The organism is Comamonas sp., assembly GCF_009360615.1.
GTDB lineage: Bacteria > Pseudomonadota > Gammaproteobacteria > Burkholderiales > Burkholderiaceae_C > Comamonas.
On sequence record NZ_SPEY01000023.1, the window covers coordinates 190,265 to 211,581 of the forward strand.

The following is a 21,317-nucleotide window of genomic DNA, read 5'->3' on the forward strand; positions in this document are numbered from 1 at the left end:
ACTTCCCATGACCTTGCTGCCGCATCTGGCGGCGCGCCTCTTTGGCGTGCCGCTGGCCATCCATCGCCCAAAACTTGACGTGATCCTGTCCGTGCTTGGCCCCCGGGTCGGCATTGCCGATCTGGCCGCAGCCCCTGGCTATACGCAGCCCCAACGTGACAACAGCGCCGCATCCGGATCGCCGCACGGCGTGGCCGTCATCCCGATCCACGGCACGCTGGTGCGCCGCACCGTGGGGCTGGAGGCCGAGTCGGGGCTGACCAGTTACGCGGGGCTCGCCGCGCAACTGGACGCCGCTATCGGCAATCCGGAGGTGTCGGCCATCCTGCTCGACATCGATTCGCCGGGTGGCGAGTCGGGTGGCGTGTTCGATCTGGCCGACCGCATCCGCGCGGCGAGCCAGATCAAGCCAGTCTGGGCCGTGGCCAATGACATGGCCTTCTCGGCTGCCTACGCGCTGGCGTCCGCCGCCAGTCGGGTATTCGTCTCCCGCACCGGCGGTGTCGGCTCGATTGGCGTCATTGCGATGCACGTCGATCAGTCTGAGAAGGACGCGCAGGACGGCGTTCACTACACCGCCGTGTTCGCTGGCGACCGCAAAAACGATCTCAACCCACACGCGCCGATCTCCAGCGAAGCCCACGCATTCCTGAAAGCCGAGGTCAATCGCATCTACGGCCTGTTCGTCGAGACCGTGGCCCGTCACCGGAGCATCGAGGCATCTGCCGTGCGGGACACCGAAGCCGGACTGTTCTTTGGGCAGGCCGCCGTCGCCATGGGCCTGGCCGATGCCGTCGGCACCTTCGACGACGCGTTGGCGCAACTGCTCGCATCGCTTTCCCCCAACCCGACTCCGGTGGCCGTGGCCGCGCGGGCGGGCTTTCTCAGCAACCACCCCAAGGAGTCATTGATGAATGATCGAACCGACCCCGCTGCTCTTGATCGGCCTCTTGCTGATCCTGCTGGCAGCCCTGCTCAACCGCCCGCCGCCACGCTGAGCGTGGCCGACGCCGTCGAGATCGCGCAGACCTGCACGCTGGCCGGGCGAACCGACCTGATTGCGGGCTTCCTCGAAGCTCAGTCCTCGCCCTCCAAGGTGCGCAGCCAACTGCTTGCGGCGCAGGCCGAAGCCAGTCCCGAAATCACCAGCCGCATCGCCCCCGACGCCGCGCGCCCTGTGGCCAGCAATCCGCTGATCGACGCCGCCAAGCAGATCGCAGCGCAATCCACCAATAAGGAGATCTGAGATGCCCGCTCTAGCCGAACCTCTGAACCTGGGCGACCTGCTCAAGTACGAAGCCCCAAACCTTTACTCGCGCGACCGCGTCACGGTCGCTTCAGGTCAAAACCTGCCGCTGGGCACGGTGGTCGGCATCGTCACCGCAACGGCCAAGTTCAAACAACTTGATCCGTCCGCAGAAGACGGCACGCAGGTCGCCGCTGGCGTGCTGCTACAGGCCTGCGACGCCGCGTTGATCGACCGTGACGACGGCCTCGTCGTCACGCGCCACGCCATCGTCGCCCACCACGCGCTCGCGTGGCCCGACGCCATCACCACCGCCGAAAAACTCGCTGCCCTCGCGCAACTGAAGGCGCTGGGCGTGCTCGTCCGTCAAGGAGCCTGATCATGAACAACCCCTTCAGCAATCCTGCATTCTCGATGGCAGCGCTCACCGCCGCCATCAACATCCTGCCCAACCGCTATGGGCGACTGGAAGAACTGAACCTGATGCCGCCCAAGCCCGTGCGTCAGCGCCAGATCATCGTGGAGGAGATGAACGGCGTGCTCAACCTGCTGCCTACGCTGCCACCGGGTTCACCCGGCACGGTTGGCGTACGCGGCAAGCGCAAGCTGCGCTCCTTCGTGGTACCACACATCCCACACGACGACGTGGTGCTGCCGGAAGAAGTGCAAGGTCTGCGTGCCTTCGGTTCAGAAACGGAAACCGAATCCATCGCCAACGTCGTCGCCCGGCACTTGGAGACCATGCGCAACAAGCACGCCATCACGCTGGAGCACCTGCGTATTGGGGCGCTCAAGGGTGTGATCCTCGACGCCGATGGGTCGGAGCTGGTCGATTTGTTCGATGCCTTCGAGATCGATCAGACCGTTGTCGAGTTTCCGTTTTCCAACGACAAAGGTGACGTCAAAGGCGCCTGCATCGCTACGGCAGCAGCGATCGAAGAAGGTCTCAGCGGCGAATTTTCGACTGGTGTTCATGTGCTGTGCTCGCAGGAATTCTTTGCGGCACTGATTGCCCACCCAACGGTAAAAACGGCCTATACCAATTGGCAAAACGGTGCCATCTTGATCAACGATGTGCGCAAGGGCTTCACCTATGGCGGCATTACCTTCGAGGAGTACCGAGGGAAAGCTGTAGCGAGAATCGGCGAGAACGTTGTCGTGCGCCGCTTCATCGAGGCAGGCGAGGCCCACGCCTTCCCGACCGGCACCATCGACACCTTCGGCACTTACTTTGCACCAGCCGACTTCAACGAGACGGTGAATACGCTCGGCCTGTCGCTGTACGCCAAGCAGGAGCCGCGCAAGTTTGACCGGGGCACCGACCTGCACACGCAGTCCAACCCGCTGCCGATGTGCCATCGCCCTGGTGTGCTCGTGAAGCTGGTGGCTGCATGATGGGTCTCGTCGAGCAGGTTTATGCCGCCGCTTTGAGCGCTGGTCTTCTGCGTGACTGCAGGTGGCATCCAGCCGATGGCTCGCCGTCGCAGACACACGCGGTCGGCTTCACTGCGCCGGACGACACCGTGTTCGACGGGCTGGCTTCGTCCACCGATTACCAGATGTCCTATCCGGCTTCGGTCCTCAAAGGTCTGGGGCCGCGCGAGGCGGTCGAGATCGATGGCGTGATCTATCAGGTGCGTAGCACCCGGGCCGTGGGCGACGGCTCGGAGATGCGCGCACAGCTCACCCGGGTGTAGTGCCGTGTCCACCAACTCAATCCGCGAACAGATCCTGCTCGCGGTGATGGCGGTCGTCCGCACGCCTGTGGAATCGCTCGGGGCCACGCTGCACCGCTCGCCCACGGTGGCCATCAGCCGGGAGCAGTGCCCGGCGCTGGTGGTGTTTCCCGAGTCCGAATCCATCACCGAACGCGCCAACGACCGCGTCACGCGCGAGCTCACGGTGCGCCTGGTCGCGCTGGCCCGCGCGGTGCCTCCCGCCATTCCGGAAACCGAAGCCGACCGGCTGCTGACCGCCGCCCACGCCGCGCTGCTTGCCGACCGGAATCTGGGCGGCCTTGCCTTAGGGCTGCGCGAGCAGGACTGCGAGTGGGACGTCGAGGACGCCGATGCAGTGGCCGCCACGATCCCCGCGCGCTACGCCATCACCTACCGGACGCTCGACACCGACCTTTCAGCCAAAGGATGACCCCCATGACTTCCATCGTTCTGACCCAACCGCACACCCACGCGGGCCAAGCCCACAAGGCGGGCGAACGGCTCGATGTGGATGGCAGCACTGCCGACTGGCTCATCGCCAACGGCATCGCCCGCCACGACCGCCAGCGCTTACCCGAGCCCGAGCCCCAGCCGCAAGGCGACGGCACACCCATTGAGCCCATCCGACCCATCACCACTCAACGCAAGGAATCCAAATCATGAGCACCTACGCCAGTTTTCAGGGCCGCGTCTTCCTCGGCAAGCGCGATATCGACGGCCTTCCCATCGAAGTGCGCTCGCCCGGCAACGTCGCCGAACTCAAGCTCTCGCTCAAGACCGACGTGCTGGAGCACTACGAGAGCCAGACCGGCCAGCGCTCGCTCGACCACCGGATGGTCAAGCAGAAGTCGGCCACCGTGAACCTCACCATCGAGGAGTTCACCAAGGAAAACCTCGCCCTGGCGCTGTACGGCAACCACATCACCGGCAGCACCGGCTCGGTGACTGCTGAAACCATCGGTGGCGAGGCTCCGGTGGTTGGCGACCGCTACTTCTTCGCGCACCCCAAGGTGTCGGCGGTCGTGGTCACCGATTCGGCAGGTACGCCCGCGACACTGATCGCAGGCACCCACTACACGGTGGACACCGACTTCGGTGCCCTCCAGTTTCTGGAGATCACCGGCTTCACCGCGCCTTTCAAGGCCGCTTACACCTACGGCGTGACCACCGAAATTGGCATCTTCACGCAGTCGGTACCGGAGCGGTATCTGCGACTGGAAGGTATCAATACCGCGCAGGGCAACGCCAAGGTGCTGGTCGAGCTGTACCGCGTGGCCTTCGATCCGCTCAAGGAGATCTCTTTCATCTCGGACGAGTACAACAAGTTCGAACTGGAAGGCTCGCTCCTGGCGGACACCACCAAGCCCTATGACGCGGTGCTGGGCCAGTTCGGCCGCATCGTCCAACTGTGAGGGCTGCCATGAGCGATCTGGACAAACTCGTTCCGCAAGCCGTCGAGATCTCCCTGGCGGGCGACGTCGTTGCCATCAAGCCGCTGAAGATCGGTCAGATGCCCGCCTTTCTGCGGGCCATCACCCCGGTGATGCAGCAGCTCGGTGGCAATGGCATTGACTGGCTGGCATTGTTCGGCGAACACGGCGACGACTTGCTGACAGCGGTATCGATTGCCATCGGCAAACCGCGCGCGTGGGTCGATGCACTCGATGCCGACGAAGCGATCCTCGTGGCTGCCAAGGTGATCGAGGTCAATGCCGATTTTTTTACCCGGACCGTGATGCCGCGTCTGAACGAGCAAATGGGCGGCCTGTTCGAGCAGGCGAGCACGGCGACGGCTGGTTTGACACCGTCCAGCACCTGATTGCCCACGGCCACCGACTGCCGGACATCCTCGACTACACCCTGGCGCAGGTGCGCGGCTTCGCCGCCGCCACCGTGCGTGAGGACGCGGCGCGCGATGCGCGGCTGCTCTCGCTGATCGCCATCGGCGCACGCGGCGATCCGCGTCACCTTGACCAGACACTCGATAGGCTCCAAGACCATGCGCATCTCCGTTCGCATCGATAGCAAGGCCGCACAGGCGCAGTTGCGCCGCTGGGGCGGCGACTTCCGCGAGAAGGTGCAGAAGGCGGTTGCGCACGGCATCGCCAGTGAGGCCGCCGAACTCAAGCAGGACGTACGCAGCCACGTTGCGGGTCAGATGGCGGTGGTCAAGAAGTCCTTCGTCAAGGGCTTCACCGCCAAGGTGCTGGACAAGGACAAGAACCGGCTGCCCGCGCTCTACGTCGGCTCGCGCATCCTGTGGTCGGGTATTCACGAGCGGGGCGGCGTCATTGGAGGCCGGATGCTGATCCCGCTACACGGGCGTGTCGGCCGCAAACGGTTCAAGGCGCAGATCGCCGAGCTGATGCGCGGCGGCAACGCCTATTTCATCAAGAACGCCAAGGGGAACATCGTGTTGATGGCCGAGAACATCAAGGAACACGACCGGCCACTGTCGGGATTCAAGCGCCGCTACCGCAAAGCCGAGGGGATCAAGCGGCTCAAACGCGGCGCGGATGTGCCCATCGCCGTGCTGGTGCCCAAGGTCGTGCTCCGCAAGCGCCTCGATGTCGAACGTCTGGTCGCGGGCCGCATCCCGCGTCTGTTGTCTGCTATCGAGAAGCAGATCCGGACGGTGAGTTAAAGGGCTGAAAAAACTTTATGGCGAACCGAATTTCCGTCCTCGTCTCACTCGAAGGGGCCGACGAGGGGCTCAAGCGCGCTATCGCGTCCGCCGAGCGCAGTCTCGGTGAACTCTCAAGCACCGCCAAGACCGCCGGTGAGAAGGCGGCCGCCGGGATGGCCGAGGTCAAGGCAGGAATGTCGGCCTTTGGCGATCAGGTGGCGACTGCCAAGACGCAGTTGCTGGCCTTCCTGTCGATCAACTGGGCCGCAGGCAAGGTGCAGGAGATCGTCCAGATCGCCGATGCCTGGAACATGATGTCTGCTCGCCTGAAGCTGGCGACTGCGGGACAGCGTGAATTTACGACCGCGCAGGCGGCACTGTTCGACATCGCCCAGCGTATTGGCGTTCCGATCCAGGAAACCGCCACGCTGTACGGAAAGCTCCAGCAGGCGGTGCGCATGCTCGGCGGTGAGCAAAAGGACGCGCTCACGATCACCGAAAGCATTTCGCAGGCGTTGCGCCTCTCAGGTGCATCAGCCACTGAAGCGCAGTCGTCTCTGCTGCAATTCGGGCAGGCCCTGGCGTCGGGCGTGCTGCGCGGCGAGGAATTCAACTCAGTCGTCGAGAACAGCCCCCGTCTGGCGCAGGCATTGGCCGATGGTTTGAACGTGCCCATTGGGCGGTTGCGCAAGCTGGCTGAGGAAGGCCGGCTGACTGCTGATGTGGTGGTCAACGCGCTGATGAGCCAGAAGGACAAGCTGGCCAGCGAGTACGCCCAACTGCCACAGACCGTCAGCCAGGCCTTCGAGCGCCTGCGCAATGCCTTCGGGCAGTGGATCAACCGGGTCGATGAATCGACGGGCCTGACCAAGAAGCTGGCCGAGGCGCTGACCTTCCTCGCCAACGACCTCGACACGGTGATGCAGTGGTTGAAGCGCATCGCTGAAGTCGGTCTGGCCGTACTGATCTACCGCCTAATCCCGGCGCTGATTACCGCGTGGCAAACCGCTGGTGCGGCGGCCGTCGCAGCAGCCAGCGCGACCTCGGCAGCATGGGCAACAGCGAATTTGTCGGTGTCGGCGGCCGTGGCCAGCGTGGGCGTTCTCAAGACTGCGTTCGCCGCGTTGGGGGCCTTCCTGGTCGGCTGGGAGATCGGGACCTGGCTGTCCGAGAAATTCGAGATCGTGCGCAAGGCAGGCATCTTCATGGTCGAGATGCTGATGAAAGGCATCGAGCAGTTGCAGTACCGCTGGGAAGTATTCAAGGCGGTATTCACCTCCGACACCATCGAGCAGGCCACCAAGCGCCACGAGCAGCGGCTTGCGGAGATGAACCAGATCTTCACCCAGATGTACGCTGATGCCGCCAAGGGGGCGGACGCTGCCAAAGGCGCGATGAACACCGCTGCCACCGCCGCCGAGGAGATTGCCAAGCGGCTGGAAGCCGTTCGCCAGGGAACGCAGGAAGCGGTCGGGCGTGGAATCGAGGCCGTTCACAGCGCGCTGGAGAAGTTGAAGTCCCGCCTCGGCGAAGTCGAGCAGGCGGTCGGCAAGGCCAACCAGACGGTCAATGACTCCACCGCCAAGATGGCCGAGGCCTACAAGGATCTGACAAGCATTGTTGAGGCCAACCTGCAGCGACAGGTCGATGCCGTGAAGGCACGCTATCAGCAGGAGCAGTCTGCGTTGGAACTGTCCAAGCAATCGGAAGCCGCGCAGATCACCAAGTCGACTCAGTTGCTGACGGAGGCGCTGACCCAGCAGACCACGCTGCGTCGGCAGGCTACGACCGACACCCTGAAACTTATCGACGATGAGTCCAGAGCCCGGGTGGAGTCGGCCCGCCGCCAGGGTCAGACCGAGGAGGAGCGCCGCGCGAACGTCCAGCGGGTCGAGAACGAGATTCTGGCTACCAAGCGCCAGACGATGACGCAGGCGCTGTCCGAGTACCGGCAGCACATCGACGCCCTCAACGCCGAGGCCAACCGGCATCTGGCCGAGATCAAGCGCATCGAGGAGGAAAAGCGTCAGCTCTCGATGACAACGGAGGAGCGCATCCGCGACATCCGGCGTCAGGGCATGACCGATTTCGAGGCGACCGAGGATCGAAAGCGCCAGATCGCCGAGTACCAGCAGAAGGCGCGCGAGGCTCTGGCCAACGGCGAATTTGAGCAAGCCCGGCAACTGGCGCAGAAGGCGATGGATCTGGCCGCGCAGGTGGCGAGCAGCCAAACCAGCGAGGCCAAGCGCGGCGAAGATGCCCGCAAGCAGTCCGAGCAGGCAGTGTCGCAGGTCACTCAACTGGAGGCCCAGTCGCGCGAGGCCTACCGCAAGCAGGAATACGCGCAGGCCGAGGCCCTGATGCGTCAGGCGGACGCGTTGCGCGCAGAACTGGCCCAGAAGACCAAGGACGCCGACGCGCAGATCGCCCAGGGCAAGGACGGTGTCAATCAGGCCATCCAACGCATCCGCGAATCAGAGGAGATTCTGAACAAGACGCTGGACGCCGAAGCCAAGGCCCACCAGACGGCGGCGCAGTCGGCATTGACCGCCCGCGACCAGATCCGCCAGACGCTGGAGCAGACACAAACCCAGATCGACCAGATCACCGCCAAACTCAAAGACGGTCTGAAGGTCACGCTGGACGCCGACACCACGCGCTTCGACCAGGCCATCGCCGATCTGGACAAGGCGCTGGCCGAAAAGGAATACCTGCTCCAGATCCAGGCCGATCTGCAGGAAGCGGAGAAGAAGCTCAAGGAATACGAAGCGCTGCTCAAGGAAGGCAAGACGCTGCCGGTGGATGCCGACGTGTCCAAGGCCAAGGAGGCGCTGGACAAGCTCAAGACCTACGCTGACCAGAATTCGCAGTTCGAGCTGAAGGTGGCGACCGAAAAGGCGCAGGCGGCCATCACCAATGTTGAGGGGATGATCAAGGCGCTGGATCGCATCCAGACCGAGTCACAGCATCAGGTGGCCAGCAACGTCGGTGCGGTACGCGTGGAGATCGACAGCCTCAATGGGCGCAACACCTCCAGCACCCACACCATCTATGTGACCAAGGTGGAAACCAATGCCACGGGCGGTCTGGTCGGTGGCGCGGGTGGTGGTGTCCGTCGCTTTGCCGACGGTGGCGCGGTGGCTCCGGCCTTTCCCCGGATGAGCGGTGGCTCGGTGCCTGGCTCCGGCCACCACGACACCGTGCCGCGCACACTGGACGCCGGTGCCTTCGTGATCCGCAAGGCAGCCGTGCAGAAGTACGGCAGCGGCGCGCTCTCGCGTCTGGCCAGTGGTGTCGCGGGCTTTGCCACCGGTGGCTTTGTGGGCGGTGGAACGCCCAAGAAAAACCGCGAAGTCGTCCAGGCGCAAAAGATGATGGAACTGGGCATGCAGAGCATCAACACCGGCAGTTGGGGCGGTCCGATTGCCAATCAGGCCACGCGCAATCACTGGTCGAAGCTGTGGAACCTGGACAAGCCTGTGCTCGAACGCATGGAGGCACTCAAGACCTTGACGAGCCGGGAGAAGGGGGCGCTGACGACCATTGCCGAGCGCTGGCAATGGGCCATGAACAACAGCAAGCAAGACCTGGAGCGCGAGCTGATCGAGTACATGGAGCAGCACCAGGGCGAGTTCTACCGGCGCGGCGGTTTGGCGAAGTCCGACACCGTCCCGGCGATGCTCACCCCCGGTGAGTTCGTCGTGAATCGGCAGGCCGTGTCTCGCTACGGCGCAGGCTTCTTCGAGGCCATCAACAACCTGAACGCTCCGGCGCAGGTACTGGCGGGACGCGCGCTGGCGGGCATTCAGGGCTTTGCCTCGGGCGGTCTGGTGCAGCCCGCAAGCCGCAGCCTGCCGCGTCCCTCGCTGCCCGACAGCGCGCCCGCACTCACATCGATACGCACCGTGCGCGTGGAGCTGTCCTCGGGACAGCAGAAGGTCAACGCCACGGTCGATGCGCGCGACGAAGCGCGACTGCTGCAACTGCTAGACGCCGCCCGCGCCCGCACTGTCTGAGATTCCCTGATGCAACTGAAGAACCTCGCCACCGGGGTGGCTTTGCCATTGCCGGACGACTTGCTGTGGGCGGACGAACACGCGTGGTCGCCTGCGGTGGCCAGCACTTCCTACCTGATTACCGGAGCCTTGCTGATTCAGTCAGCGACGCGGCAGGCAGGTCGGCCGATCACCCTGGTGGGAGCACCCGATATGGCCTGGGTGACGCGTGCCGCCGTCGAGCAGTTACGCGCATGGGCGGCGATTCCGGTGGGCGGCAGCACAGGCCGCTTCGAACTGACTTTCACCGATGGCCGGGTCTTCACGGTCGCTTTCCGTCACCAGGAGGTCGCCATCGAGGCCGAACCCGTGCTGGGCATCCCGGCGCGATCCGGCAACGACTTCTACCGCCTGACCCTTCGATTTTTGGAGATTGCCTGATGCCAATTCAATCTGGCGACGTGAAGCTGCTCAAGTCCGCCGTGATGGCGGATGTGCCCGAGGGCGGCGGTGCGCCCACAGGCCTTGTGATTGCCGATGGCGTATCGAACGCCATCTTCCCCGACATCTCCGAACTGGATCGCGCCGGAGGCCGTGTCAACCTGCGCAAGAGCTTCGTGCAAGTGGCCACGGATGACACCGACACCTACTTCGGGGCCAACGTCATCGTGGCCGAGCCGCCGCAGGACGAGCGCGTCAGCGTCACGCTGTTTTCCACCCGCAAGACCTTCGACACCCGTGAGCAGGCGCAGACCCGCATCGAGGCGTACCTCAACAAGGGACCTGAGTGGGCGGGCTACCTGTTCGAGAACCACATTGCGGGCCAACGCGTGGTGCAGCTTTTCCAGCGCTCGAGCGACGCCGTGCCCAACGTCGGCCAGACCCTCGTCCTGATCGAGAACGAAGGCTTGCCGACGCAGAAGGAGCAGTACATCCGCGCCACCGCCGTGTCGGTGGTCGAGCGCAGCTTCACTTACAACACCGACCAGGACTACAAGGCGGCGGTCGTCACCGTCGCCATCAGCGACGCGCTGCGCTTTGACTTCACGGGCTCGCCCGCCAGCCGAACGTTCACGCGGGCAACCAATAGCACGAAGACGCGCGACACGGTGGTGGCCGACGCGGGCACCTACGTCGGCGTCGTGCCTTTGATGCAGGCTGCCAATGTGGGCGACTTCACCATCAAGGGAGCGTCTATCTACACGCAGCTCGTACCCAGCGCCCAGACCGAGACCCCGATCTCCTCCGTGCCACCCTACGCTGCAGCAGGTTTGCCGGTGCCGGGCGCGGTGCCCGTGAGCTACACGGCCAGCCACGCCTGGAACACCAGCATCAAATTCAACCTGCCGGGTGGCTGCCTACCGGGGTCGCTGTCCATCGTCACCGATGGCATCACGATCTTCGACGATGCGGGCCTGCTCAAGACCGCCAGCGGGACGCTGGGCACCATCGATTACGCCAACGGCATTCTGAGCCTGAACTCCGGCTCGATGTCCAACAGCAAGGCCATCACCTACACACCTGCTGCACAACTGCAGCGCGCGCCGCAAAGCGCGGAGATCGCGGTCACGCCGGAATCGCGCAGCCAGTCCTACGTCGGCTCCGTGAACCCGGTGCCGCAACCCGCCACGCTTGCCATCAGCTACATGGCGCAGGGCCGTTGGTACGTGCTTTCGGATGGCGGCAATGGCTCCCTCAAAGGGCTGGATGCCAGCTACGGCGCGGGTACTTTCAACAAGAACACCGGGGCATTCGTCGTGACCTTGGGGGCACTGCCCGACGTGGGCTCATCGCTGATCCTGACGTGGAACGTGCCGACCCAGGAAACGCAGCAGCCAACCGCCGCCCTGAAGGCATCGCAGGCCCTGCAGCTTGCCCCGCCCGAAGGCAAAAGCGTTCAGCCGGGGACGCTCACCATCACCTGGCCACACGAGAGCGGCACGGGCACGCGCACGGCGTCCGCCACCATGTCTGGCGAGCTCAGTGGTGCTGCCACCGGTAGTCTGAACGTCGCGCAGAACCTCTTGAGCTTCGCGCCGAATGTCCTGCCGCCAGTCGGCGCACTGCTGACCGTGGACTACGTTGCGGGCCCCAAGCAGGAAGACAGCTTCGCGCACCCCTCGCGCGATGGCCAGGGCAAGGTGCCGGTGACTGCAACCCTGGGCTCCATCGAGCCGGGTTCATTGGAGATCGAGTGGAACACCCTGACGGACACCGCCGTACTCGGGGTCTACACGCTGCAGCAGATTCAGGCGATGGGGCTAGGCCTGTGGAACGGGGTCGATCCCACGCAATACGCCCGCGACGATGGTGCGGGCAATGTGCTGCGCGCAGGCCAAGTCATCGGTAGCGTCAACTACGCCACCGGGGCGGTGCAGTTCCAGCCCGACGTCACGGTCAAGATTCCAAGTCCTGTCTACGGGGCGCAGCGCCTTGGTTGGGCCTCGGGCGTGGGCCAGATGTTCCGCCTCAACTACGGCGGCATCAGCTACGTGGATGCGCCGTCGCTCTACCCGAACGACGAGTCCGGCTACGTCAAGCTGCGCTACAACAGCGCGGGCTCGACCAGCAACCACAGCGAGACGTTCACGTTCAGCCCATCGTTCCGGCTGGTGCCCAGTGTCAACGCGCAGGTGGTGACGGGCACGGTGTTGCTGGCCATCGCGGGTAGCCAGCCCTGGGGCGACAACGGTCAGGGCACGCTGCGCGAATTCACGCCCAGCGGCTGGGTCACGCGCGGCAGCATCAACTACCTCTCTGGTGCGGTGACGCTCACCTCGTGGTCGGCGGGCGCGACCAACAGCATCACGCGCGCCAGTTGCGTGACCACTGTGGGCGAGAACATCTCCAGCGAGTACGTGTTCCGCACCGGTGCCGCGCCACTGCGCCCAGGATCGCTCTCCATCCAGTTCGCCCGCGCGGTGGGTGGGACACAGACCGTGACGGCAGGCATCGACGGCACGATCACCGCGTCTGGCGTCATCGGCAGCGTCGATTACGACACCGGCCTCGTGCGGGTGCGATTTGGCACCGTGGTCACGGCGGCGGGCAACGAGAGCGAGCCGTGGTTCGACGCCGAGAACGTGCGGCCAGACGGCAAGCTCTTCCGGCCAGAGCCGGTCGCGGCCTCCAGCCTGCGTTACAGCGCCGTGGCCTACAGCTATCTGCCCCTGGATGCGGCGTTGCTGGGCATCGACCCGGTGCGCCTGCCCAGCGACGGGCGTGTGCCGATCTTCCGTCCAGGAGGCTTCGCCGTCGTCGGCCATACCGGTCGCATAACTGCCTCGGTCAGCAACGGCCAGACCATCGATTGCGCGCGGGTGCGTCTGTCGCGCGTGCGTGTGGTCGGCCACAACGGCGTGGTGATCCACACAGGCTACGTTACCGATCTGGAGGCAGGCACCGTCACGTTCACCGACGTGACTGGCTACAGCCAGCCAGTGACCATCGAGCACCGCATCGAGGACATGGCCGTGGTGCGCGACGTGCAGATCAACGGCGAGATCAGCTTCACGCGCCCGCTGACGCACGCCTATCCGCTGGCCAGTCCCGGTGATCCGGTCTCTGGCAGTTTTGTCTCCAGTGCGCTGGTGGCCGGTGACCTGTTCGCCCGCGTGAACCTCGTGTTCGACCAGAGCACCTGGAACGGCAGCTGGTCGGATGAACTGATCGGCAGCGCCGCCACCGCCACCTTCAACCACACCCAGTACCCGATCACTGTCACCAATCGCGGGGCGCTCACCGAGCGCTGGGTGGTTCGGATGACCAACAGCACCTCGTTCGAGGTCATCGGCGAGAACGTAGGTGTGATCGCCACCGGAAATACCAGCGCCGACTGCGCCCCCAACAACCCGGCGACCGGCGTGCCGTACTTCCGTCTGCCCGCGCTCGGCTGGGGCAACGGCTGGGCCACCGGCAACGTGCTGCGCTTCAACACCATCGGAAGCCAGTTCCCGGTCTGGGTGGTGCGCACCGTCCAGCAGGGACCGGAGTCCGTGCCCGACGACCACTTCACGTTGCTGATTCGCGGGGATGTCGACACGCCTTGATGGTGTGGGTGCCCCCTGATCTTTGAACCCTTCTCGCAGGAATTCCTATGACCGACCTGACCGTCAAATACTTCAGCAGCGGCATGACCGGCGCGCCCCAGATCGCCAACAACTGGGGTGATCTGGTGACCATGCTCGATGCGTGCCTGATCAATGGCTTCGCCCTGAAGGCCATCGACACGTTGACCTTCGCCGACGGCATCGCCACGGCGACCATTTCCTCGGGCCACGCCTATCGGCCATTTCAAGTGGTCGAGATCGCTGGCGCTGAGCAGACCGAGTACAACGGACAGTTCCGCGTGCTGACGGCGACGATGACCACGTTCACCTATGCAGTGACCGGCACGCCCGTCTCACCCGCCACGACGGCGACGAGTCTCTCGGCCAAGGTTGCCCCGTTGGGGTGGGAGAAGCCGTTCTCGGCGACTCACAAGGCTGCCTACCGCAGCAAGAACCCGCAGTCACCGCAAAACCTGCTGCTGATCGACAACAGCCTCAAGACGCCCAACTACACGACGGGCTGGGCCAAGTGGGCCAACGTCGGCATCGTCGAAGACCTGTCGGACATCGACACCATCGTCGGCGCGCAGGCTCCCTATGACCCGAACAACCCGACGCAGAACTGGAAACAGGTCACTGCCAGCCAGTGGGGTTGGTACAAGTGGTTCCACGCGCGTGGCCCCCAGTATGAGAGCAATGGCGACAGCGGCGGCGGTGGGCGCAACTGGGTGCTGATCGGTGACGACCGCCTGTTCTTCCTCTTCTGCACCAATGCAGCGGGCTACGGCTGGTATGGCCGCAACAGCTACTGCTTTGGCGACCTCATCAGCTTCAAGCCGGGTGACAACTACGCCACGGTGCTGGCTGCCGATGACAACTACTCGGGGATGAGCAACTATTGGAGCTATCCCGGCCAGTTCAGCGGCTACGGGCTGGTCTCGTCCCTGGACTTCACGGGCAAGGTGCTGCTGCGCAATCACACCCAGCTCGGCAACCCGGTGCGGTTTGGGCTCACGTCCCTGAACACGAACAACGGCCAGCAGATCTGCGGTCGGGGCCCGACGCCGTTCCCGAATGGAGCCGACTACAGCTTGTGGCTGCTGCCCACCTACGTGCGGCAGGAGGATGGCCACATGCGCGGCATCCTGCCTGGAATGCTGTGGATGCCCCAGGATCGTCCGTACAGCGACCAGACCATCGTCGACAACGTCGTCGGTCAGGAAGGCAGAAGGTTCCTGTTGGTCAGGACGCAGTACAGCTCGGAAACCGAAGGCGCGCAGATCGCGTTCGACATCACCGGGCCGTGGAGGTAAGCGATGAGCTATCCGCTGAGCGAGTCCTTCGCCACGGCGCCTGCAACCGGCTACACCGCAGTCCTGGGCGGAATGTCCGCGACGCACAACAGTGCGCAGCAATCCATCGACATCTCGGCTCCCAACAGCCAGTCTATCCTGCGCTTCAATGAAACCGCCCACGGCGATTTTTGGTTCGAGGCCGACGTTGAGTTGCTGACCGACCCAAGCGCCCGTAAGCACATCGGCCTGTGGATGACGACCGGCAACGGTTCCGAGGGCTACCGGTTCGCCCATCTCGATGGCGGTTGGAGCGTTTCCCGCTGGAACAGTGGTTTCGGTGACGGGGCTGGGGTGACGGGTGGCGTCAATGATGGGGCAAGGCCCATTGCTGGGTTGGCCGACGTGGCTCCGACCTTCAACGTCGGCCAGCGGTTGACCCTGCGCTGCGAGGTGATCGTCGGAGCCTTCGACGCCAATGGTGTGCCGTGGGCGCGGTTGATTCAGTTCAAGGCTGGTGGCGTGCTGATGTTCCAGATCGGCGATGCTGCCTACCGGGGCAAGCTGATTCCGGGCGTGTTCCTTTACGGTGCGACAGCTCGTGTCCACGCCATTGCCGGTGACGTTCCGTCTGGCTTGCCCGCATTTCCAGCGACGGTGAGCGTGAACGCAGCCGATGAACTGCTGCCGCTGGCGGGTGGATCGACGTCGGTGCTTCCTGATCCTGCCGCCGACATCGGCGTCAACGCCGATTGCGAGCTGATGCGCTTGAACAGCCCCAACTCTGAGCTGTGGAACCGGGGTGGTGGCTACGACTGGCACTTCCACGCGATTCCGAATTGCCGCAAGAACATCCACTTCAGTGGCCACGGTTTCATCGCCGGAACCGTCAAGGAGAAGGGTCAGCCCGACCAGCCCCTGGTGCGGCGAGTGCAACTGGTCAGCGAAAACGCCCGCGTTCTGGTGGCCGAAACCTGGAGCGACGCTACCGGTGCGTACCTGTTCGAGTTGATCGACCCGTCCCAGAGATACACCGTGGTCAGCTACGACTACAAGCAGATGTACCGCGCCGTGATTGCGGACAACCTACGCCCGGAGATGATGCCGTGACCGTCGCCATCACTGTCGAACACAACGAGGCGCGGCTGGCAGGCACCCTGGCATTCCTGGATGCAGGCAGCAACCCGGCGCGTCTGCGCATCTACGGCGGTACGCGACCCGCCACCCCGGCGACGACGCCTGCGAGCGCGATGCTGGTCGAGATCAGGCTCACCAAGCCCGCAGGCACGATTGCAGGCGGACTCCTGACGCTGACGCAGCAGGAGGACGGGCTGATCACGACGACCGGCGTCGCTACCTGGGCGCGGCTGGTCAACGGCAATGAGGTGACCGCCCTGGATCTGGACTGCAGCGGCACCGACGGCAGCGGTGACGTGAAGCTGGCCAGCACCAATCTCTATCTGGGTGGCGATGCCCGGATGGTGTCTGCGATCCTGGGGTAGGCCGTGCCTATCGTTCTCAACGAGGTGACCCTGGTCGCCCCGTTGCCTGCGCCCGCCGTCACCGTGGTGGTCGGTCCGCCCTTGGTCGATCTGCTCTTCGATCAACCCGCTGCCACCGACGCCAATTTGGTGTTCGGGGCCAACTACATCGCCCCGCGCGACGATGTGACGTTGCGGGCCACACTGCCGCTGCCGGTCGTCACGATCAAGTTCATCCCACCGACCCGGGCCGAGTTGTTAGCCCAGCTCCCGGGCCTGACGGTGCAGTCACTGGTCTTGCGCCCGAGCGTGCCCTTGAATGTGGGGGCTGATGCTGGCTCAAGCCTGCCCGGCGTGGTGTTCACCGGCGAGGTCAGGTACGCGTCGCACACGCAGCGTCCCACGGTGGGTCGGACTTCGCACCTCTGGCAGGTGGCGAAGCAGACGGAGGACGGCGCGAAGCAGGGCCAGCAGGATGCGGCTGCAACGCCCGCAGGCTGGAAGACGTTCTGGCGGCGCACGATTGCCACGCCGCAAGGCGTCGACCATCGGTTACCCCCGGTCTTGGCCTCGCTGCCTGCGCACCATCGCACGGGCCAACAACAGGCTCGGCGCTTCCACGACTTGACGTGGTTCGCGCATCAGGATGGCACGTACCTCGAATTGGCTCGACTGAGCTTGTTTCAGAACGCGTCCCGCCTGCGCGATGCGACGGGGTTTCGTCATCAAGACGGCGACCGCACCAAGCGCGCGGGACGGGTGAGCCCTTGGCAAACCGCGCGGCAGCTCACCCAGGGCCAAGGGAGTGATTTTCAGAGCGCGAGCCCATCAGCGATGGGATGGCGTGGCCGGTATCAGGATGCCGTGCCGCCGCTGCCAGGGATCAGCATCTGGGTGATCCCAGAGCCGCCCGCGCCACAACCTTGCCCAAATGGACCGTATAGGCCGAGCACCCACCTGCGGTTCGCGACATTGGCCCCTGCGGACAGCCACTTGCTGTTCGTTTGTGAAAACAACATTGACCCGCCACCTCCCGATGGGGAGCCGGTGGTCGTTCCCGTTCGGAGGGTGTATTTCGTGATCAACAACGTGACCCTGCACCGGCTTCCAGATGGCCTGCCGGTGCCAGTGTTCAGCCTTTCACTGGCGCTCGATGCCGCCTCCTGGACGTGGGGCTTCGATGCGCTGCTGCCCGCCGCCGCAGAAGCTCTTGTCGCCCCCGGAAGCAACGGCGGCCCGGTCGAACTGGTAGCCAGCGTCAACGGCAAGCCGTTTCGCGTGCTGGCCGAGAGCATCAGCCGCGAGCGTGTGTTCGGCGACGCGAGCATCCGCATCTCCGGAAGAGGGCGCAACGCCGTACTGGCCGCGCCTTATGCCCCGGTGATGAACTTCCAGCAACCGCAGGCGCGTACGGCGCGGCAGTTGATGGACGACGTACTCACGCTCAACGGCATCCCGTTGGGCTGGAACATCGATTGGGGCCTGACCGACTGGAACGTCCCTGCCGGGGTGTTCACCCAGCAGGGCACGTGGATAGAAGCCCTGGTTGCCATTGCCAGTGCGGCCGGGGGTTACCTGATCCCGCACCCGTCCGACCAGAGCATCCGCGTGCGCCACCGGTATCCGGTCGCACCGTGGGAGTGGAACACCGTCACGCCAGACTTCGTGTTGCCCGTCGATGCGGTGGCCCGCGAGTCGCTGCGCTGGGTAGAGAAGCCCGGCTACAACCGCGTGTTCGTGTCCGGCCAGGATGTCGGTGTGCTTGGGCAGGTGAGCCGGGCTGGGACTGCCGGGGATGTACTGGCCCCGATGGTGGTCGATGCGCTGATCACCGAAGCCGCTGCGGCGCGCCAGCGAGGCATCTCGGTTCTGGCCGATACCGGGCAACAGATCAAGGTGAGCCTGCGTCTGCCGGTGCTGGCCGAGACAGGGATCATCGAGCCGGGTGCGTTCGTCGAGTTCCAGGACGGCAGCGTGACGAGGCTGGGCATCGTGCGCTCGACGCAAGTCGAGGCAGGAATGCCGGAGGTCTGGCAGACCTTGGGGGTGCAGAGCCATGCATAACCTCTACGAGCAGTTCCGCCAACTTATCCCTGATCCGCCATTGCTGGCGGGCACGGTGGTGGGCGTCGGCTCCGGCGTCGTGACCGTCGCCTTGCCCGGCGGTGGCTTGATCCGTGCACGCGGCAGCGCTGCCATCGGCCAGAAGGTGTTCGTGCGTGATGACGTCATCGAGGGCGGCGCACCCAGCTTGACGGTGGAAATCATCGAAATCTGAAACCCATCTTCCTGATCACCCCTGAACCCGCCTTGGTGCCACGTGCATCAGGCGGGTTTCGCATTTCTGGAGACCTGCAATGACTGAACCCGAACAACAACCCGCCGCCCTCGTGGAAAACATGCTCCTGTTGCGCCGCGAGGACTTCGACGAACTGCTCGACCGTGCCGCCGAACGCGGAGCCGAGCGTTGCCTCGCCCATCTCGGGCTGGAGAACGGCAGCGCCGCGAAGGACATCCGCGAACTGCGCGATCTGCTGGAGGCGTGGCGCGATGCCCGCCGAACGGCGTGGCAGACCACCATCAAGGTCGTGACCACCGGCATCCTGGCTGCGCTGCTGGTGGGGGCCGCCATCAAGTTGAAGCTGATGGGAGGCGTGCAATGACCGCCAAGCCGAAGATCTGCCTTCTGGACGACTGGCGGTGCGTGTTGCGACGGGCCTGGAGCATTCGCTTCTCGCTGCTGGCCGCTGCCTTCACGGCGGCGGAAGTGGTGGTGCCGCTGTTCGGGGACGTACTGCCGCGCGGCGCGTTCGTGCTGCTGGCCTTTGCCGCCAGCATCGGCGCGACCGTCGCCCGCTTGGTCGCGCAGCCGGAGATGCACCGATGATCCGCCCGCCGCAACGCCGGACGGTGGCCGCGCTCACGCTGTCCGCTGCAGCGCTGGTCGGCATCGTGCTTCACGAGGGCTACACCGACCGCGCAGTGATTCCGGTCAAGGGCGATGTGCCGACCATCGGGTTCGGTACCACCACCGGAGTGAAGCTGGGCGACACCACCACGCCGCCGAAGGCGCTGGCCCGGGCACTCACCGACGTGCAGCAGTTCGAGGGTGCATTGAAGCAATGCGTCACCGTGCCGCTGGCCCAGCACGAATACGACGCGCTGGTGAGCTTTTCCTACAACGTCGGCAGCCGCGCGTTCTGCCAATCCACGCTGGTCAGGAAACTCAACGCCGAGGACTACGCCGGGGCCTGCGCCGAACTGCTGCGCTGGCGCTTCTTCCAGGGTAAGGACTGCGCGCTGCCCACCAATGCGCAGCTGTGCGGCGGGTTGGCCACGCGGCGGCAGGCCGAGTACCGCCAATGCCTCGGGGAAACGCCATGAACCTGATTCCGTGGCCTTACCGCTGGCTGGCCATCGCTGCTCTGGCTGTCGCGCTGATTGGCTTCGGCTGGATCAAGGGCGCGGGCCACGTGCAAGCGCAGTGGGACGCCGCCGCCCAGCAACAAACCCTGCAAACCGCCACCATCCGCGAGCGTCAGGCACAAGCCACCGTCAAGGTCGTCACCGAATACGTCGACCGCGTCCGCGTCGTCCGCGAGAAGGGCGACACCATCATCAAGGAGGTTCCTGTCTATGTGCCCGTTCAAGCCGATGCTGCTTGCACTATCAACCGTGGCTTTGTGCGCCTGCACGACGCTGCCGCCGCCGGTGAGCTGCCCGAGCCCGCCCGAGATGCTGATGCGGCCGCCGCAGGCATTGCGCTCTCTGCCGTCGCCGGAACCGTTGCCGCTAACTACCAGATCTGCCACGAGAACGCCGAGCAACTGAGGGCGCTGCAAACGTTGATCAGGGAGATGAAGGTTGCCGGCGAGCAGTAGTGCTCAGCACGTCATCATGGATTGTTCCAGCAACCCGGGCTCCGCGAATCGAAGAACGTGACCTCTGTACCAGGCAAGGACCGGCCAGTGGCCTTGAGCACCTGATGGCAGAACGCCTGCTGATCTCCGTCTGGTTGACCCGTGAACACCGAGACAGCCATTCGCTTCGGCGTATTCGCCGAGATTGCATCAAGCACATGCTGGTCCCGTTCGTCAAAGCTCCAGCCATAAACGACCAAACTCTCGCCGATCGCTGGCAGGACTTCCTCGTACACGTTCGTCAGGTAGTGACTCCGGCGAATCGCGGCGACTTTCTCCTTGCTGGTTCCTTCGCTAACAAACACCGGTACGTAGTGCCCGGACGACCACTTTCGGGTTATCGCTTCGAGCAAATCGCCCGTCGCGCCAGTGGATGCAGCGATCTTTGTCTCGTCACCAATGTAGTCGCGAGCCACAGAAAGACTGCCGTGCGGGTAGAAAACCAGCGTTGCTCCGGCGGCGTGCCCATATGGCCTCCGGAGGTACTCCCAGTCCGTCTGAAATTCACCGTGATGGAAGGCATCCTTGAACCAGCTACCGTTCGCTGTATTGAACAGCAGCATGGCCCAGTACAGGGTGAGGTCGTAGTTCAGGCTGACGACAGTCGGGAACGCGCTCGCGAATGTACCGACCCGTTGTAAGTCGGCGGCGACATCGGCATGTATCGGATGCACGCTGTGCACCGCTTCGATCAGTGCTGTTCGCACTTCCGCATAAGCCGCAGAGATGTCGGCCGACGGTGTCCCCAAGGCAACGTTGACGTGCTCGGCATACCAGCAGGCGAGTAGAACATGCTCGAAGTCGGTCGTCCCGAGTTTGGCGAATATTGGCGCAGTGGTGGCGAGCAGTCCTTTTGCATCAGCAACACTGTGAAGTGTTGGATAGGCAAACTCCTTGTGGATGGCGATGCTGGCGCCGTTACCCAGAAGGAGGGAATTCCAACTTTCCGCGCTGATGTTGGCCCAAGTGTCGATATTGATTCTGTCCATG

General features: G+C 64.4%; 22 protein-coding genes. 21 read left to right on the forward strand and 1 reads right to left on the reverse strand.

From position 1 onward, the window contains the following. Nucleotides 1–7: 7 nt before the first annotated feature. The 21 genes from E2583_RS08540 to E2583_RS08640 all read left to right on the forward strand — a co-directional run bounded on the left by E2583_RS08540 (nt 8) and on the right by E2583_RS08640 (nt 20,288). A complete protein-coding gene (locus E2583_RS08540) occupies nt 8–1,246 on the forward strand; it encodes a S49 family peptidase (RefSeq protein WP_291594857.1) in 1,239 nt (412 codons plus the stop codon). 1 nt (nt 1,247) lies between these two features. After that, nucleotides 1,248–1,625 carry a head decoration protein gene (locus tag E2583_RS08545; protein WP_291594859.1) on the forward strand — a complete coding sequence of 126 codons (378 nt, stop codon included), beginning with the start codon at nt 1,248–1,250 and terminating at the stop codon, nt 1,623–1,625. A gap of 2 nt (nt 1,626–1,627) precedes the next feature. Continuing rightward, complete coding sequence (locus E2583_RS08550) at nt 1,628–2,641, forward strand: major capsid protein (RefSeq protein ID WP_158383903.1); 1,014 nt, start codon at nt 1,628–1,630, stop codon at nt 2,639–2,641. After that, nucleotides 2,641–2,943: a hypothetical protein gene (locus E2583_RS08555; RefSeq protein ID WP_207374519.1), complete on the forward strand. Its 303-nt coding sequence runs from the start codon at nt 2,641–2,643 to the stop codon at nt 2,941–2,943. The genes E2583_RS08550 and E2583_RS08555 overlap by 1 nt, the downstream gene beginning before the upstream one ends. A 4-nt stretch (nt 2,944–2,947) precedes the next feature. Further along, nucleotides 2,948–3,394 (forward strand): hypothetical protein, encoded by a 447-nt coding sequence (locus E2583_RS08560; RefSeq protein ID WP_207374498.1) that lies wholly within the window; start codon nt 2,948–2,950, stop codon nt 3,392–3,394. Nucleotides 3,395–3,399: 5 nt separating this feature from the next. Further along, a complete protein-coding gene (locus E2583_RS08565) occupies nt 3,400–3,627 on the forward strand; it encodes a hypothetical protein (protein ID WP_060784707.1) in 228 nt (75 codons plus the stop codon). After that, on the forward strand, nt 3,624–4,376 hold the full coding sequence (locus tag E2583_RS08570) for a hypothetical protein (RefSeq protein WP_207374497.1): 753 nt from the start codon (nt 3,624–3,626) through the stop codon (nt 4,374–4,376). Before E2583_RS08565 ends, E2583_RS08570 begins: the two co-directional genes overlap by 4 nt. Nucleotides 4,377–4,384: 8 nt before the next feature. Beyond that, entirely contained in the window at nt 4,385–4,783 is a 399-nt protein-coding gene (locus E2583_RS08575; protein WP_158383899.1) for a hypothetical protein, read from the forward strand. 180 nt (nt 4,784–4,963) lie between these two features. Then, complete coding sequence (locus tag E2583_RS08580) at nt 4,964–5,608, forward strand: DUF6441 family protein (RefSeq protein ID WP_291594863.1); 645 nt, start codon at nt 4,964–4,966, stop codon at nt 5,606–5,608. Nucleotides 5,609–5,625: 17 nt separating this feature from the next. Then, nucleotides 5,626–9,606, forward strand: coding sequence for a tape measure protein (locus E2583_RS08585; RefSeq protein WP_291594865.1), 3,981 nt, complete (start codon nt 5,626–5,628; stop codon nt 9,604–9,606). Between the two features lie 9 nt (nt 9,607–9,615). Then, the gene (locus E2583_RS08590; protein WP_291594867.1) at nt 9,616–10,026 is read left to right on the forward strand and encodes a hypothetical protein; all 411 of its coding nucleotides are present in this window, start codon (nt 9,616–9,618) and stop codon (nt 10,024–10,026) included. Beyond that, nucleotides 10,026–13,634, forward strand: coding sequence for a hypothetical protein (locus E2583_RS08595; RefSeq protein WP_291594869.1), 3,609 nt, complete (start codon nt 10,026–10,028; stop codon nt 13,632–13,634). Before E2583_RS08590 ends, E2583_RS08595 begins: the two co-directional genes overlap by 1 nt. Before the next feature lie 47 nt (nt 13,635–13,681). Next, nucleotides 13,682–14,947, forward strand: coding sequence for a hypothetical protein (locus tag E2583_RS08600; RefSeq protein ID WP_269567686.1), 1,266 nt, complete (start codon nt 13,682–13,684; stop codon nt 14,945–14,947). A 3-nt stretch (nt 14,948–14,950) separates the two neighbouring features. Further along, nucleotides 14,951–16,036 carry a hypothetical protein gene (locus E2583_RS08605; protein WP_291594872.1) on the forward strand — a complete coding sequence of 362 codons (1,086 nt, stop codon included), beginning with the start codon at nt 14,951–14,953 and terminating at the stop codon, nt 16,034–16,036. Continuing rightward, entirely contained in the window at nt 16,033–16,428 is a 396-nt protein-coding gene (locus tag E2583_RS08610; protein WP_291594874.1) for a hypothetical protein, read from the forward strand. Before E2583_RS08605 ends, E2583_RS08610 begins: the two co-directional genes overlap by 4 nt. 3 nt (nt 16,429–16,431) lie before the next feature. Further along, nucleotides 16,432–18,471, forward strand: a complete 2,040-nt coding sequence (locus E2583_RS08615) for a hypothetical protein (RefSeq protein WP_291594876.1) — start codon at nt 16,432–16,434, stop codon at nt 18,469–18,471. Further along, on the forward strand, nt 18,464–18,685 hold the full coding sequence (locus E2583_RS08620; protein WP_291594877.1) for a hypothetical protein: 222 nt from the start codon (nt 18,464–18,466) through the stop codon (nt 18,683–18,685). The genes E2583_RS08615 and E2583_RS08620 overlap by 8 nt, the downstream gene beginning before the upstream one ends. Nucleotides 18,686–18,764: 79 nt before the next feature. Beyond that, a complete protein-coding gene (locus tag E2583_RS08625; protein WP_158383889.1) occupies nt 18,765–19,070 on the forward strand; it encodes a DUF6127 family protein in 306 nt (101 codons plus the stop codon). After that, a complete protein-coding gene (locus tag E2583_RS08630) occupies nt 19,067–19,294 on the forward strand; it encodes a hypothetical protein (protein ID WP_158383888.1) in 228 nt (75 codons plus the stop codon). Before E2583_RS08625 ends, E2583_RS08630 begins: the two co-directional genes overlap by 4 nt. Further along, on the forward strand, nt 19,291–19,791 hold the full coding sequence (locus tag E2583_RS08635; RefSeq protein ID WP_207374487.1) for a lysozyme: 501 nt from the start codon (nt 19,291–19,293) through the stop codon (nt 19,789–19,791). Before E2583_RS08630 ends, E2583_RS08635 begins: the two co-directional genes overlap by 4 nt. Continuing rightward, nucleotides 19,788–20,288: a hypothetical protein gene (locus E2583_RS08640; protein ID WP_207374486.1), complete on the forward strand. Its 501-nt coding sequence runs from the start codon at nt 19,788–19,790 to the stop codon at nt 20,286–20,288. Before E2583_RS08635 ends, E2583_RS08640 begins: the two co-directional genes overlap by 4 nt. Nucleotides 20,289–20,302: 14 nt before the next feature. On the opposite strand, the gene E2583_RS08645 is transcribed toward E2583_RS08640, so the two are convergent. Beyond that, nucleotides 20,303–21,316 (reverse strand): DUF4917 family protein, encoded by a 1,014-nt coding sequence (locus tag E2583_RS08645; protein ID WP_207374485.1) that lies wholly within the window; start codon nt 21,314–21,316, stop codon nt 20,303–20,305. Between the last annotated feature and the right edge of the window lies 1 nt (nt 21,317).